This window comes from Streptomyces sp. NPDC057280 (genome assembly GCF_042668605.1).
Lineage (GTDB): Bacteria > Actinomycetota > Actinomycetes > Streptomycetales > Streptomycetaceae > Streptomyces.
Map to the genome: position 1 here is coordinate 1 of NZ_JBHUYR010000007.1, position 14386 is coordinate 14386.

Genomic DNA, 14386 nt, shown 5'->3' on the forward strand with positions numbered 1-14386 from the left:
CCGCTGCACATGGCGGCCTACCAGCACGAAGGAACTTGTATGCACGAGTATACGAGTGAGACCCGGGTCTGGGGGCTCACTTGCCCAGGATTTCCCGAAGAGGTGAGCCGAGCCCGCCGCTGGACCCGCGACATCCTGCGCGGATCGCCACTCGCGGAGGACGCCGAACTGATCGTGAGCGAGCTGAGCGCGAACGCGATCCTGCACACGGCCAGCGGCCAGGGGGCGGGCAGCTTCCATCTGGCCGTGGCGGTCTCGGCGCAGGTAGTCGCAGTGTCGGTCACCGATGACGGCGGCACCGGGACAGCCCCGAAGGTCGAGCACCAGGACCAGGAGGCAGAGCACGGCCGGGGCTTGGGCATGGTCAGCGTCATCGCTCACCGGGTGGTGGTCCACGACAGCGACGGCGGCCACACGGTCACCGCGGAACTCTTCACCGACGCCCGTACGGGAGGCCACCCGTGCTGACGACGACTGAACCCCGACGCGGCTTCTGGTGCGAGTGCTGGACCCAAGACATCACCGAGGAGGAACGGCCGACACTCCGGGCATCCCTTGATGCCTACTCGGCTTCCCAGGCGGACAGATGGGTAGCGGTCACGCTCCGCACGATCTCCCCCGCGCTGGACTCTGACGCCTCGGACTTGGCGTGGGCGTGGCTCTCCCAGGGCCGCATCGCAACCCGGCAAGCCCTCTTACGCGCTGAGCCCTGCACGGTCACGATCACCCAGGACCAGACCCGCATCACCTGGACGATCCGACCAGCGACCTTCCTACCGCTCGCCCACCGCCAGGGCGCCGAACTCCCAGCCTGCGCAGACGACTTCAAGCCCCACACGCCCGACTGAGTTACAACTTTCTCTACTAGTTCAAGGCGGCTCGCTCCGCTCCCCGCGCGCGGCCCGGCCCCCGGCCGGGCCTGCGCTCCTGTCTCCGCCCCGCTCCAGCCCGGCCGCTGTCCGTGCCGCGCCCGGAGCAATTGGCAGCCAGGGCAATAGTGGGCACGCGAAGTTTCTGCCGATGTGCCGTGCTTGTCCGGCGGTCAGCGTGAACCCTCACTGCAACACCACGCTCAAAGACTACTAGCGTGGCTAAGGCCGGCGGGGGTTCTTCGAACACACGCGCGCCCAATCGGGCGTCGCACCCGCCGTCGTGGCTGGCTGTCGTCGGCCGAGGCCAGAACCTGAAGCTCCGGATCAAAGAGCAGTACGTCGCGGCTGGACGATCTAGCCGGTGGCACTAATCGGGATACTAATCTGCTGAGCCACAGGTGTCCAAATATCCACATCCTGTTCGGGCGCCTCAATCGAGACTACCATTGCATAACGCGCGCCAGCCTCACTCCCGTCCCTTTTCGGGTTCTCCTTCCACCAGCCGGACACCGGGTATACGGCCAGCGCACCACGCTGTGCCAGCTCCGCGGCGTCACCAACCCAAATGTCACTGTGAAGTGAACCAGGAGCCTGCTGATGCTTAACACCAAACAGCCATTTTCCGGTTTCCGTGCTACTCGCAGGGCGATCCTCATCTTCCGCCAGCGCCTGCTTATTGATTCTCTTTCTGAAATCGTCGTTCGATTCAGTTGCTCGCCGTATATCGAAACGCAGTCCGTGCGAAGCATAGGAATATCTGCGTCTCCAGCCACGGCGGGCGGGATTGGGATCAATGAAGTATGAGAGAGTGACGCGGAGTCGCACCTTTGCCGGTCCCAGGTTGAGCAAAGTTTCGCCAGGCCACGGCAGGTCATGCAAATGCATTTCGCGCGTGTGAGATTTCCCATCAAAAGGGTGAATTACCTCTTGCGCAATCAGGGTCAGCGCGTTAGCGGCACTTTGAGTGGCGCGAGAAAGATCGGGAACCCCCATGCCGTACCGACGCAACAGCGTGAGACGGTCGGCTTTTCGAGCTAGTGACTCAATTCGCGTCCTCATGACTGGGGTCCACTCTGCCGAATGAACCATGAGGGCTCTGACGCTCTCAGGCCAAAGGCTAGGATATTCCGCCATGATGCCAGCGGCAATATTTGCAGCTTGCGATGTGGCCGCACTAGTGGCGGCAGTTACCGTCAGTTGTCGCGCACTTCCTTGGGTCGGTGCTTTCGTGGTAAGCACTTGAAGGTTCTCGGGCGTATCGAACGAGGTATGGTCGGGAGAAACAGCCACATTGCCTCCCTCCAGAACGAAGTCGGGCTTCGCAGGCCAAAGTCGACTGAAGGAAACACCCGTTCGGCTTAGCGGAGAAAGATCACCCCGTTGAGCAAGCGGATACCAACCAGAATACCCCGAGTGAGCCTCACTCATGTCATCGCGCTCAGTATATGCCCCGACGGTCAGCGAGTTCCATGACTGCCCAGGATCCTCAATGGGCTCCAAATCGCTACGCACTAGATGATCTACTTCAAAGGCTCCGACATTACCGCCCGAGACGATGAAGAGACGACGGACTGGATTTTCATCATCGCGCAGGAATTCGGTTACGCCATCCTCAGTTACATCAACGCTATGCCCAAAAGCCAATGCATCCAGGGATGCCGACCACGACGTCGGCTGCCCATACATGACGGCGCTCGAACCGTCCCGCTGGGTGCCACCAGTGGCGGTGACAGCCATGGAGAAGACTCGACGCCGATAAGGCTTCTCGATCTCAACCTGATCGGTAGCTCTTGCCACCACAGATCCGTAGATGTCTGGCTCGTTACTCCCAGGGGGAGGGGGAAGGATCTTGACGGATTCCAACCTATGCCTAAGGCGAATCGGCCCGTCCGCAAGGAGGGCTTGACCTACGTCACCGAAGAGGGCCAGGCCTGCCATCTCGGTTCCGTGACCTGCGTGGTCACCGCTCTGCCAGATTGGATCGGCCGCATGACAATCTCTGTTGTCCAGGGAAGCAGTCAGCAAAGGGTGCTGCCGATAGACACCCGTATCCAGAATGCAGGCGGCGGGAGACGAGACAGGAGCTGGCTGAAGCCTCTCCGCCAACTGAGAAACCCAAGATGCCTGTTCCTCGGGAGGTTCCATGGCCAGCACTTCCGCGGCATGGTTTGGGCGGCGCAGTTCGGCTAGATCATCAAGCACCAATAGGGCTTGAGAAAGTTGATCTAGAGAAGCAAATACAAGCAGGACGACACTCTCAGGAAGCTTCATCGTGTGCCTATGGAGCCTAATGCCTGCGCTCTGCGCAAAGGTTTGAAATCTGGCGATTTCTCCACCATCCCGAACCCGAAGCCAAACTTCCCACCAGGTGAGTAGGGACCGGTCCGGCAGAAGAGCAGGGTCATCCGTCCAGAGAGCAGAAATTGATGCTAGCCGGATCTCACTGATCCTGTCCACCAAATTCTTGTTCTTAACCGTGGCTTGATCGGCGGTACTTAGGTACTCGTCGATCTTCTTAACGAAGTAGCCCAGTTTTCCACTCGGAACAAATACGGTCGCCCGTTCGGATGCGCCGATACTTGTCTCAACGGAGCGAACCGACACCAATTCTGGGTGCAACTTACCGACTCGAGGATCAAGGCTTTGGGTCGCTAGCTCGACCCCAGGAAAGCTCTCAAACTCGACGTAGACTCCATCCAAAGCACCGGGAACCTCCGCCAGACGGTTCGCCCGCAGTTGGATACCTGCCGCTTCCGTGGCTTGCAGGTCGTTCAGTAGTGCAGAGGCATGAACCTCGCGATCAGCAGGGGCCGGCGGTTTCTTGCCGCCACCGCCGCCTCCCTCCGGGCGGGTATACGTCTCTGTAATTGCGGGTCGACGCACAAACAAATGAGGGCGGTCGCGGCGCATAACCATAGGTGCAGTTTTGACCCTTCTCAAGCACTAAGCGAGTGTCTCTCCTCTAGAGCCATCGCTAGATCCCGCGTCTTGATGCTACCGCCAGAGAGAATGCATTTCTTGGCGGTAGTCTCTGCAGCTACAGTAATCTCGCCGTGACTCAAGCCGCTGATCGCACTGTCGAGTTCCTGCCAATCAATGGCAGCCAGGTCGAATCCAGCGAGCCTATTTCTGATTACTTTTCGGGCAACATTCGGACTCGGAAGGGGGTAGTTCACCAAGGTGTCGAATCGTCGAAAGATCGCACGGTCCAAGAGTCGGGGATGATTCGTGGCCGCAATAATCAGACTCTCAGACTCATCCTGCTCCAGGAACTGAAGGAAGGAATTGAGGACACGCCTAACTTCGCCGACATCGTTGCTTGATGAGCGCTCTCCCGCAAGCGCATCTACTTCATCAAAGAAGTACAAACCTCTAGTTTCAGAAAGGGCATCGAAGACTAGTCGCAACTTAGCCGCCGTCTCGCCCATGAATTTCGTAATCAACCCTTCAAGTCGAATTGAAAAGAGGGGAAGCCTTAGCTCGCTAGCCAGGACGCTGGCCGTCATGGTCTTTCCGGTCCCTGGCGCACCGACGAGCAACAACCGTCGGACTGGGTGAAACCCGTGCTCACGAAGCCTGTCACGCTGACGTTGCTCAAGCAGGACTTGGTCCAATTTATCCTGAACTGAACCCTCTAGGACCATTTCCGACATCTGGTGACTCGGGTAGGTGACAGTCAGCAAGCTTGCTAGCTCGCCACGCGGCTGCGCTACTGGCGTGAGGCGAGACACTGGCTGCTTGCTGGTGCTCCCCTCTTGTTCTCTGAGAGTGTCAACCAGTGCCTTGAGCTCTTGAGCGAAGTGGGGCTGGCCGCTGCGTGCCGCCTTAGCAGCTACCTGTAGGGCCACTGAGTAGAACCGCGCGCTGTCGCCTTCTCCGTGGCTCTTCACCAGCGCTTTTACCTGGTCCGCCGTTGCCATCTGCCGTCACCCCCTCGCCTTCCCTGCGCTCTTAGCATCGACCATAGTCGCCGTCGGCCTAGCAGCGAACGTCAGGACTTACTCTGGGACGCCTTGGAGGCCAGCCGGGCAACGTTCCCCGCCTCGCTAGGCAGTCCGCCTTAATACGTACCCCGATCTGATGACGGGGCGACAGGTTCCTGACGTCCGAGTGTGCCGCTGGCTCTGGATTCGTTACGTCGCTCACCGTCAGCCTTGACGGCCACCGACCGCCCTCACTCGGCAAACCACCCACTCAGTCCCACAACGTCCACATCCGCCCTCTCCAGGGTGCGCCTTGCCTGGCTGCTTGGGGGCCGTACGAGGGTGACCCGCCCTAGCAACTGCATTGAGCACGCACTTACAGCAGCGCCATACCGCAACTACGGCAACCGTTCCTGTCCCCGTAGGGCCCTATGGGCTTCGTAGGGACCCGTGTGGCCGTCGCTGACCGATCTGGCTGGAGCTACGGATGAAGGTCGCTGAGCGTCATGAGGACCCTGTACCGATCGCCTCAGCGCCGGAGGTCTACTTCTCCGACCAGGCCAGCAGCTGGCCTTGTTGGGAGATCACAGGTTTTATTTCCTTGATCCCTATACGCTCTTCAGCTCAGCACCACACAAGGGGAGGGTGAAGTGGCTGATCTCCAGGAGACGGCTGGGGCGTGCGAGGACGAGGGCGGGCTGATGCAGGACAACTTGGGGCGTCTGCGGAACGCATTGGGATTCGACAGGCTCGGCAAGCATGTTCTCATCTCCATCGCTCGTGAACTCGAAGCTGTTGGCCTCGGGTACTTCCCGCTCGCCGTCTTGGACCCTCGGTGCAACACAGAACCGCGTAAGGATCAGCAGGTGTGGGTGTACACACGCGATGGGGGTGAGCGCTCCCGCGTCCTGGATGCTGTTCTTCGCCCCCAGTCCTACAACGTACGAAGCGCCTTGGACGGATTGGTGAGCGGCGACTACTCATCGCTGACTGCGGAGGAGAAACTTCGCGAGGTCCAGAAGATCGTCAACGCCTGAAGCATGGTGCACGCCGCATCTCGGACAAGGGGCAGAGCTACGGCGTGTCAGGACAGGAGACGGGGCCAAAGCACACGAGCTTCCCAAGCTGAGAGCCCCGTGCTCCGTCGCCTGAATCACCTCTGTGGATCCGGTGAGGGGTCGTACGGTTTCCCTGTCATTCGTCGCTGTGCGGCGGCGTTCGTCGAAGTTCACCGTCCACCGTCTTGCGTCGGAACCACCCTTTCTGCCAAGTGCGGGTATAGGTGCCGGTGACGGAGCGAGTGCGAATCGATTGGATCTTGCCATCCGAACCGCGCGCCCACCACCGGCCTACGGCGTCTCGAAATTCCAGGACGGTGGGTTCTTGCTTAACGATCTCGGTGACAGTTCCTACCTCAACACCAATTACCCAAACCTTCACGCTAGCCATAGGGGCATACGATCGACGTCCAGGCGTACTGGAGGGGATATCGAACGTTAATAGTCCACGTGCCTGCAGTTCAGGCGCGGTCACTTTCTTGGCCCCTTTAGGCGTAACCGTCACCTCATAGACCGGGGCATCACTGGAGTTGTGCACGTATAGGCGACGCACTCTCTTCGAAGTTCTCTCCACCTCATCAGGCTCATAACTGACGCTGGTCCAGGCCGCCACTTTGGCGGCCTGCTCGCGTTCCTTGTCATGGACACTGCGGCGGTAGGAGACGGCAGCAATAGCCGCCGAGCCACTCGTAATCACGGTGCCCACCCACGCTGGCACGGTTCCCCAGTCCCACCCCAACCAGCCGCTCACGGTTGCCCCCGACTCTCGAGATCTGGATCTAGTCTGCCCCGTCCTCGCCTCTGAGTCTCCGAGAAACGAGACTCCAAGGATTGCAGCTCCCAAAGCTCAGGTCTTGTTGCCTTGCTCAGGGTGAGGGCGTAAAGCCGGCGGACAGGTCGAGGCAGAACGGGGAGCCAGGTTCTGTTGGCACCCATCCCTCGCGAAGGGCAAGGTCGATGGCGCGGGCGACGTCGGACGGCAGCACGGGCTTGGCCTCCCGCCCGAACCAGTTGCTCGGATGCGGCCAGTTGGTGGAGACCACGTTGTCGTCCCCCCGGGGCGTCTGCCTGATCGACCGCGAACGTGCACGGCGTCCAGGCCAATGCCCGAAGGTAGGTCGGCCTACGTCGCAGCCGCCACCGGCAGGACGTGCCGTCCACGACTATGCGCCGTGCTCACTTACGGCCGAGTGCCACGGCGCCTCCTCAACGGCAGGGATACATCGAATCCGTCTCCATAGTCCGTCTCAATTTCCGTCTCATTCAGCACGGTTCACGGATGTTCAGGGAAGTCCGGAGGCCGTCGTCGAGTGAGTGGCCAGCCGCCCCTGAACTCAGGTGAACGGCCCTGTACACAGACCGCCACTCCACCCCCACAGTTGGAAAGCGTGCACCCAGCAGAGCGCTCCTGACGTACTGACCCGCGTACGCCCGCATCGCCTGACGCCGCTGACAGTGCGCCCTGCCCTGTGCCGGCTACGGGCCACACGCTGGATGCCCGGACGCGAAGCGAACCAGCAGGAGGGGGAGAAACCGTGGGTGAGTGGAAACAGGGGAAATGCGGTTGGCCGACGGCGGCCGGTGGCCGCTGTCAGAACAAGACGCTGAAGGGCACGGCACGTTGCTACCTCCATCAGGGTGACTGGACGAAGCGTGGCCAAGCCGAACTGAAGAAGCGTGCGAGCAGGCGCCGCAAGAAATGATCCGCGCGCCGTCCGGGACCTCTCGGCAGCGGTCTTGGGGAGGGGGGTGGTGTCGAAGCTTCACGAGCTCCCGGACCGAAGTGGCTCGGGGATCTCTTCTGAGCCACCCCCCTTGGCCGCGCGCTCTCCTTGCCGAGACAGCAGACCGACCCAACGCTCCGCAGCGTACGGGCAGCCACTGACATCAACGCCCTTGCACCACAGGCGCACCAGATAGGGCGGGGAACAGCGGGGAATCACGGTGAAAGCGGCGCAGCCCAACGAGTCGGCAGACCAAGGGTTTGGCCAGGTCAGCACCCGAACCAGTTCCGTATGATCGCAGCTTCCCAAGCTGAGAGCGCGAGTTCGATTCTCGTCACCCGCTCCAGTTGAAACCCCCGGATCGATGACCCGGGGGTTCTTTGCTGTCCAGACCGGTGAGCGGGGTGCGTACTACCAGCGCACCATGAGCGCTGGGCGCATCGAGCGGCTTGTCAGCTCTCCTCGCCGGTACGGCGCCTGCGCGCGTAGTAGACCGCCGCGGCACCGGCCGCCGCGACCGCGAGACCGGCACCCGCCAGGACGGGAGTGCTGCTCGACGCGCCGGTCTCGGCGAGATCTCCGTTCGGGGCAGGGGTGTTCCCCCCGGTGTCCGTGCCGGCGCCGGGCGTCGGCGACTCGCTGGGGGCCGCGGAGGCGCTCGCGCCGGGCGTGGGCGACTCGCTGGGGGCCGGGGAGGTGCTCGCGCCGGGGGTCGGGGAGGCGCTTGCACCGGGCGCGTCGTCATCTTTGAGTTCCGCCGCGAAGGCACCGGCGATCACTTGGTGACCCTCCGTGTTCGGGTGGGGGTCCTTCCTCGTGCACGCCCAGGTCAGTCGGCAGATCTCGGCCACGTTCGCCGGCACCTCGCCCGCGCCGGGCACATTCACCTGGGTGGTGAAGTCGTCCGAGGAGAAGGCCCCGGCCACGTCCGCCACCTTGAAGCCGGTGGCCTTGTACACCTGGGTGATCCCCGTGTTGGCGGCCTTGACCAGGGGAGCCGACTCCTTGGCGGCCTGCTGTCCCGCCTCGCCCTGCAGCCAGGCCCCCAGGAACGGGTTGTAGTACGTCGAGCCCACGAACTGGGTGTTGTCCGTGCCCGCCTTGTGGAGCGCGCCCGCGATCTGGGCGAGGTTCTTCGCCATGGACCGGCTCTTGCTGTTCAGGCATGCCCCGTCGAGGGTGCCCGCCGGGCTGACGCAGTTGAGGAGGATGTCATCCGCGCCCACGCTGAGGGTCACGTAGGCGACCTTGCCGGGGTGCTGGGCCATGGCCTTGAGGGCGGCGTCCAGTTGGGACGTGGCGTTCGGGTAGTGGCACTTTCCGCCGTTGATCAGGGACTCGGTGGTCTCACCGGTGCAGCCGAGGCGTATGTGCTCCAGTCCGGGGTCACGCTGCTTGAGCTGCGCGTAGAGCTGGTCGGTGTAGGCGACGTCGGTGTCCTTGTCGACGTCCGGCTGGTAGCCGGTCGCCAGGGAGTCCCCGAGCGAGATGTAGTACGTGGCGTCCTTCTCGTCGGTCGCCGCGTCAGCGGTGGCCAGACCGGACGTGCTCAGCACGAGCGTCATGGCAGAGAGGGCCAGCGGGGGGCCGAAACGCTGAAGGGATCTCATCACTTGCGTGCGCTTCCAGTCAGTGGGGGTTCGAAATGCCGAACGGCAAGAGGTGGGGGCATGCAGAGGGGAAGCAAAGGAAACCAGCCACTGCGGTTTCCGCCAGAAGAAGCCTCGGTGAAGGCATAGGTGGGATTTCTGCCTCCAGGCGATCGCGGGATCGATCCGGCTTCACTTTGGAGGCGCGGGCGTCAATCTAGCGGTCTGACAGCCACGTTTGCGTGGCGGGAGGCGACAAGAGTCGATCACTGAGGACACGTGTAACTGTCATAGAGATCCCATCAATTAGCAATCGATAACCGAACCCGTCGGTAGCCTGTCGCTCAGTGATCGACCAGGGGGTGGCCTTCCGGCCCCCGCACCACTGTGTGAGTCCAGCAGGTCGGAGGCCTTGCCGGTTCGAGGACCGGATGATGAACGCCGCGGACGGCTCCGCGCCCAGCCGCTCAGATGGCTCGCGCTCCCCGGCCGTCGTCCGAGTTCAGCGGACCAGCCATGTCAGCAGCGTTGTCATCAGGAACACGGCGACGGCCGCGAGCCAGACCACGAGGCGTGTCGGCCCCGACGGCCCGGGCGGCCGCTCTTCGTCTCCTCGTGACAGCAGTGCGTCCGCGAACTCCTGCGCGGTGTGCGGCCGTTCCTCGGGTTCCGCGGACAGCGCGGCACGAAGCAGTGCCGCGACGCCGTCCGGAACCCCCAGCTCTCCGGGGATCGTCGGCGACGACGACGTCGCCGAGCCCTGCGGCACGAGGAGGGCGCGGCCGCCCGAGCCGAACGGCTTGGTCCCGGTCAACAGCTCGAATGCGACGACACCGAGGGCGTACACATCGGCTCGACCGTCGAACCCGCCGGTCTGGAAGGCCTGTTCGGGCGCCATGTACGCGGGGGTGCCGGTGGTCACGGTCAGCCCCGACGCGTCGGCCAGTTGCTTGGCGCTGCCGAGGTCCGCGACGAGTACGGCCACGGGCGTGCGGTCGGCGTCGAGGAGGAGGTTCGACGGTTTGATGTCGCGGTGGATGACGCCCGCGTCGTGGAGCACCTGGACGGCGTACCCGGCCTCGGCCGCCAGCCGGAGCGCCTGGTCGGGTCGGCAGTGACCTATCTTCTCGGCCAGGGTGCCGCCCCGGACGTAGTCCATGACGAAGTACGGTCGGTCGTCGTCGACACCGACGTCGTGCACCCGCACGACACGGGGGCTGGAGATCCTGCGGAGCAGCCTCGCCTCCGCCAGAAAGCGTTGCCGCACATCGGCGTTCGTGGCCCAGTTGTCGGCCAGCACCTTCACCGCGACATCGGTGTCGAGCTCGGGGTCGTATGCCCTCCAGACAGTGGCGAACGAACCGGCCCCCAGCCTGTCCTCAAGGAGATAACGACCTAGCTTCTGCATGGGGCAACATTTTCCCTGAACTACTGTGCGGCCTTGTGGGATCCAGATCGGACGATATCGGGGGACAGCACGGTGCTCGAAGAGGATGAGCTGACGCAGCTCGTGACGTCCGCCCAGGCAGGTGACCGGGCCTCCCTGGACCGCCTCCTCGTCAGGCTCCGGCCCATGGTCATGCGCCGCTGCTCCAGGTTCCTGCCGCACCACGCCGACGCCGAAGAGGCCGCGCAGGACGCGCTGTTGTCCATCAGCACCCATCTGCACGAGTACGCCGGGCGAGGCTCGTTCCTCGGGTGGGTGACCGTGATCTCGTCGAACGCCGCCAGGTCCACGTACCGCTCCATGCGTCGGCGCGCGGAGGACAGTCATGCGGTCGTTCCCGACGGGGTCGACCCCCGGACGACGAGCGTCATCGCGGGGACCCGCCTGGACCTGATGGAGTCGCTGGCCGCGCTGGAGGAGCGGCACCCGGCCCTGGTGGAGTCCTTCGTGCTCCGCGATCTCGGCGACCTGACCTATCTTCAGGTCGCCGAGGTCACCGGAGCTCCGCTGGGCACGGTCAAGGACCGCATCCATCAGGCTCGTCGCTTCATGCGGGACCGTCTCGGCGGTGGGTTCTGAGACGCCTGCGACTCTCCGCTTCCGACCGGTATCAGCCTGACCAGCGGCCGGGAGGTGCTGCCGTGCGGCGCCGGACGTTCCTCGTCATCCTCGCGGTGGCCGCCGTGCTCGGGCTGCTGACCGGTCGGTTCGCCCTGCCTCCGCCGTCCGCTCTCGCCACCCCGGCGGTGACGCCGGGCGCCTCGGCCTCCTCGCCGGGCAACGGCTCTCCCCCGCCGGAACCCGCGAGCGGCCCCCTGACGGAGCGGCACTTGCTGACGGCGGCCGACTTCAAGAAGGTCGGACTCTCCGAGCGCATCCACGTGCGGGACCGTGTCGGAGACGGCAACTACGCCAACGTCGCCTGCACCGGTGAGAGGACCCTCGGCGAGACGCTGGGCTCGTACGACGCGCACTTCCGCGGGCTGGTGACGAGCAAGGACACGGGCAGCGACGATCCCACCACGGCGGCGCACATCGGTGATCAGGTCGCCCGCGAGGTCGCCGACGACGCCGGGAGCCGGGCGCTGGCCCGGAACTTCGCCGAACGCCTGCTGCTGGAGGAAGTGCCGTGCCAGAGCGAACCGGCCACCCACTGGGTCTACGGACCGACGCACACGATCGACGTCGCCGCGGACATCACCGCGAGCTGGATGGGTGCGTACGCCGGCGAGCTGAACACCACGGGCACCGCACCCCGAGGCAAGGAGCCGTGCGGAGGCATCGCCGTACTCCGCAACGGCTCGCACTACGGGGTCCTGGAGGTGCAGGCCTGCCTGGACACGGCCGCGATGACGCGGATCGTGCGCGCGGCTGTGACAAGGCTCTGAGATCGTTCAACGCTCCATGGGCCTGCGTGACGTGGATCACACCCAACACCGTCGGCCGCCATCCAACATCCCCCGCACCTCCGGCATCTCCCAGGTGTACGACGACGCCCACCGCGTCGCGACCAGACAGGGGGATGAGATGTTCGACAACCACGGCACCCGTGACACCCGCGGCACCCGCGGCACCCGCGGCACCCGCGCCAACCAGGCAGCCGGCAGGAAGTTCGCGCGTCGCCTTCGTGCCGCAGGGGTAGCCGCCTCCGTCGGGGCCGCGGTCCTCGTGGTCGGGATCGGCGCGCTTCCCGCAGCCGGCGCCGCCCCCGCGCCCGGCCTCGGATCCGCCGCCCTCCTGCAGAGTGACGACCTCGTCCGGCAGGGGCTGGCCCCGGTCGGTGCGAGCGTGAACCTGACCGGGAAGCAGGCTCTTTCGGCGTGCTCCGGGGAGGAGACGATGCGCGCGCTGACCAAGGGCAAGGCCGCCGCCTATGCCGACGTGACCTGGTCCTTCGACACCGACCGCACCGCGCTGACCGAATCCGCCGCGGACGGTTCCGCCGACGCGTCGGCGGCGTCGTACGAGAAGAAGCTCAACAAGATGGTGCGCGGCTGCCAGGACGAGCCGCAGGGCCACTGGCACTACGGCAAGGGACACGCGCTCACCGTCAAGACCGGCAAGGGCACTTGGTACCCGGCCTTCAACGGTGACGGCAAGGTCGCCGGCGGTGTCGCGGTGATCCGCAGCGGCCACAGGTTCGGCATCGTCGAACTCACCGGTCAGCCCGGCAAGGACCCCGGCTACATGGCAGGCATCACCGCCGCTGCCGTCGACCGGCTGGCCGACTGAGCCGTCGTAGCGGTGCACACAATATCTGTATCCGTGAAATGAGAAATAGGTGCGGGGTACGGCGAGTATTTCTCGGCCGCCCGGCGGAGCGGAATTATGTACCGCGCACGGCCGGTCGCACCGTGCTACTGTCGAACTCAGTTGCAGGTGTGGTTGCCAGAAGGTTTTTCCGACGGCTGCTCATCACGGCGACACGGAATGCGCACAGGGCGTATTCCCGTACCCGCCTCCGAAGGAGAAACAACATGGCTACTGGCACCGTGAAGTGGTTCAACGCGGAAAAGGGCTTCGGCTTCATCGAGCAGGACGGCGGCGGCGCCGACGTCTTCGCCCACTACTCGAACATTGCCACCCAGGGCTTCCGTGAGCTGCTGGAGGGCCAGAAGGTGTCGTTCGACATCGCGCAGGGCCAGAAGGGCCCGACGGCCGAGAACATCGTTCCCGCCTGACGCACCGGCACTGCCGCACACTTCGCAGCTGGGGCCCGCACCTTGGGGTGCGGGCCCCAGCTCGCTTCATTCCCGGGTGATTCGCCCCCGCCGTTTTCCGCCCCGTTCTCGCGATTTTCTGCCCCGCTCATTCCATTGCGGGCATTCCTCGATGCGCGCCCGCATCGAGGAAGGTTCCGCGTGAGCCGCGCACGTGGCAGTCGCACGCGCATTAATCGCACACGGGCCCATCGCACATACGCCCGGCACCGACTCGGCCGCTCAGGCCGACGCACCAGCCGCTGTGCCCATTCCTGCTCCCTTACCGAAGGAGACATCCGTGACGCCAGCGCGGACGCAGTACGCCATGCCCCGCCCCACCTCCGTGACCGCGCTCGAGGACCTCGACGCGCACGGGCTGCGGGTATCCGACGACATGACCGTCGAGGTGGCTCTGGCCGTCATGGCGAGTGCCCGGGTCGAGCACCTGACCGTATGCGACGGGGACGACCAGAGCACCGCTCTGATCACCCTGGTACGGCTCGCCCTGCTCCGCGACAGTTCCTCGTACACGGACCGGATCCGGCTGCGGGACGTGAAGGACGGAATTCCCGTCCCCACCGCGTCCGTTCCCTAAGCCCCGAGCGCGCCCACGGCCGCGTGGATGTGGCCCGGGCCGTGACGCAGCCGTTCTCCCGCGCACCACCAGGACAGTCGCTCTTCCGCGTCCTCCCTCAGGTGCATGCCGAGGTTGTGCTCGGGGCACAGGGGCCATGCCTGCCACAGTCGTTCCGTGACCGTTTCCTGCGCGGCGTCGGCGACGGTCGCCAGTGCGGAGGCGAAGCCGGCCTGGGTGTGCGGGGCCAGGTGGCTGCCGTGCCACTCGCCGTCGGCCGTGGCGACGTAGACGTACTCCGGCTCGTCCTCGTCGTAGGGCGGAAGGGCCAGCAGTCGCAGGGGTCCCTGCCGGGGGAGCGTCGCCGCCAGGTCCCGGTTCAGGAGCGCGAGAGCCTGCTCCCACACGGGGTATTCGCCGGGCGGTACGGGGCGGGGCTCAGGGGGGTCGAAGGGTGTGCGCATGCGGACCATCCTCCGCCACGCCGGGTGAAGGCG

Annotated in this window: 14 protein-coding genes; 8 read left to right on the forward strand and 6 right to left on the reverse strand. The window is 64.6% G+C overall.

The window, feature by feature from the left end; translation table 11 throughout:
• The first annotated feature begins 39 nt into the window (after positions 1 to 39).
• The gene (locus ACFUO4_RS32355) at positions 40 to 468 is read left to right on the forward strand and encodes an ATP-binding protein (protein WP_383492237.1); all 429 of its coding nucleotides are present in this window, start codon (positions 40 to 42) and stop codon (positions 466 to 468) included.
• Entirely contained in the window at positions 465 to 848 is a 384-nt protein-coding gene (locus tag ACFUO4_RS32360) for a hypothetical protein (protein ID WP_383492240.1), read from the forward strand. The genes ACFUO4_RS32355 and ACFUO4_RS32360 overlap by 4 nt, the downstream gene beginning before the upstream one ends.
• A gap of 378 nt (positions 849 to 1226) precedes the next feature.
• On the opposite strand, the gene ACFUO4_RS32365 is transcribed toward ACFUO4_RS32360, so the two are convergent.
• Together ACFUO4_RS32365 and ACFUO4_RS32370 are read right to left on the reverse strand one after the other, a co-directional pair.
• Positions 1227 to 3788, reverse strand: a complete 2562-nt coding sequence (locus tag ACFUO4_RS32365) for a S8 family peptidase (protein ID WP_383491600.1) — start codon at positions 3786 to 3788, stop codon at positions 1227 to 1229.
• A 20-nt stretch (positions 3789 to 3808) separates the two neighbouring features.
• Complete coding sequence (locus ACFUO4_RS32370; protein WP_383491602.1) at positions 3809 to 4792, reverse strand: AAA family ATPase; 984 nt, start codon at positions 4790 to 4792, stop codon at positions 3809 to 3811.
• A gap of 653 nt (positions 4793 to 5445) precedes the next feature.
• On the opposite strand from ACFUO4_RS32370, the gene ACFUO4_RS32375 reads away from it, so the two are divergent.
• Positions 5446 to 5832 (forward strand): hypothetical protein, encoded by a 387-nt coding sequence (locus ACFUO4_RS32375; protein WP_383491604.1) that lies wholly within the window; start codon positions 5446 to 5448, stop codon positions 5830 to 5832.
• Positions 5833 to 5989: 157 nt separating this feature from the next.
• Here ACFUO4_RS32375 and ACFUO4_RS32380 read toward each other — a convergent pair whose 3' ends face one another.
• The 3 genes from ACFUO4_RS32380 to ACFUO4_RS32390 all read right to left on the reverse strand — a co-directional run bounded on the left by ACFUO4_RS32380 (position 5990) and on the right by ACFUO4_RS32390 (position 10574).
• On the reverse strand, positions 5990 to 6550 hold the full coding sequence (locus tag ACFUO4_RS32380) for a hypothetical protein (RefSeq protein WP_383491606.1): 561 nt from the start codon (positions 6548 to 6550) through the stop codon (positions 5990 to 5992).
• Between the two features lie 1479 nt (positions 6551 to 8029).
• Complete coding sequence (locus tag ACFUO4_RS32385; RefSeq protein WP_383491608.1) at positions 8030 to 9142, reverse strand: SGNH/GDSL hydrolase family protein; 1113 nt, start codon at positions 9140 to 9142, stop codon at positions 8030 to 8032.
• A 526-nt stretch (positions 9143 to 9668) separates the two neighbouring features.
• Positions 9669 to 10574 carry a serine/threonine-protein kinase gene (locus ACFUO4_RS32390; RefSeq protein WP_383491610.1) on the reverse strand — a complete coding sequence of 302 codons (906 nt, stop codon included), beginning with the start codon at positions 10572 to 10574 and terminating at the stop codon, positions 9669 to 9671.
• Between the two features lie 72 nt (positions 10575 to 10646).
• Between ACFUO4_RS32390 and ACFUO4_RS32395 the strand changes: the two genes are divergently transcribed.
• The 5 genes from ACFUO4_RS32395 to ACFUO4_RS32415 all read left to right on the forward strand — a co-directional run bounded on the left by ACFUO4_RS32395 (position 10647) and on the right by ACFUO4_RS32415 (position 13910).
• Positions 10647 to 11192, forward strand: coding sequence for an RNA polymerase sigma factor (locus ACFUO4_RS32395; RefSeq protein WP_079305982.1), 546 nt, complete (start codon positions 10647 to 10649; stop codon positions 11190 to 11192).
• A gap of 62 nt (positions 11193 to 11254) precedes the next feature.
• Positions 11255 to 12001: a hypothetical protein gene (locus tag ACFUO4_RS32400; RefSeq protein WP_079305983.1), complete on the forward strand. Its 747-nt coding sequence runs from the start codon at positions 11255 to 11257 to the stop codon at positions 11999 to 12001.
• 31 nt (positions 12002 to 12032) lie between these two features.
• A complete protein-coding gene (locus ACFUO4_RS32405) occupies positions 12033 to 12845 on the forward strand; it encodes a hypothetical protein (RefSeq protein ID WP_383491612.1) in 813 nt (270 codons plus the stop codon).
• Between the two features lie 245 nt (positions 12846 to 13090).
• On the forward strand, positions 13091 to 13294 hold the full coding sequence (locus ACFUO4_RS32410) for a cold-shock protein (RefSeq protein ID WP_028799214.1): 204 nt from the start codon (positions 13091 to 13093) through the stop codon (positions 13292 to 13294).
• Positions 13295 to 13640: 346 nt separating this feature from the next.
• Positions 13641 to 13910 (forward strand): hypothetical protein, encoded by a 270-nt coding sequence (locus ACFUO4_RS32415; protein WP_079305985.1) that lies wholly within the window; start codon positions 13641 to 13643, stop codon positions 13908 to 13910.
• On the opposite strand, the gene ACFUO4_RS32420 is transcribed toward ACFUO4_RS32415, so the two are convergent.
• Positions 13907 to 14353: a hypothetical protein gene (locus ACFUO4_RS32420; RefSeq protein WP_079306111.1), complete on the reverse strand. Its 447-nt coding sequence runs from the start codon at positions 14351 to 14353 to the stop codon at positions 13907 to 13909. The genes ACFUO4_RS32415 and ACFUO4_RS32420 overlap by 4 nt on opposite strands.
• Between the last annotated feature and the right edge of the window lie 33 nt (positions 14354 to 14386).

Excerpts from the sequence above, each read along its gene's own strand:
- ACFUO4_RS32410 (WP_028799214.1), top strand. The coding sequence starts at position 13,091 with ATGGCTACTGGCACCGTGAAGTGGTTCAACGCGGAAAAGGGCTTCGGC.
- ACFUO4_RS32355 (WP_383492237.1), top strand. The coding sequence starts at position 40 with ATGCACGAGTATACGAGTGAGACCCGGGTCTGGGGGCTCACTTGCCCA.
- ACFUO4_RS32385 (WP_383491608.1), bottom strand. The coding sequence starts at position 9,142 with ATGACGCTCGTGCTGAGCACGTCCGGTCTGGCCACCGCTGACGCGGCG.
- ACFUO4_RS32415 (WP_079305985.1), top strand. The coding sequence starts at position 13,641 with ATGCCCCGCCCCACCTCCGTGACCGCGCTCGAGGACCTCGACGCGCAC.
- ACFUO4_RS32370 (WP_383491602.1), bottom strand. The coding sequence starts at position 4,792 with ATGGCAACGGCGGACCAGGTAAAAGCGCTGGTGAAGAGCCACGGAGAA.
- ACFUO4_RS32365 (WP_383491600.1), bottom strand. The coding sequence starts at position 3,788 with ATGGTTATGCGCCGCGACCGCCCTCATTTGTTTGTGCGTCGACCCGCA.
- ACFUO4_RS32390 (WP_383491610.1), bottom strand. The coding sequence starts at position 10,574 with ATGCAGAAGCTAGGTCGTTATCTCCTTGAGGACAGGCTGGGGGCCGGT.
- ACFUO4_RS32420 (WP_079306111.1), bottom strand. The coding sequence starts at position 14,353 with ATGCGCACACCCTTCGACCCCCCTGAGCCCCGCCCCGTACCGCCCGGC.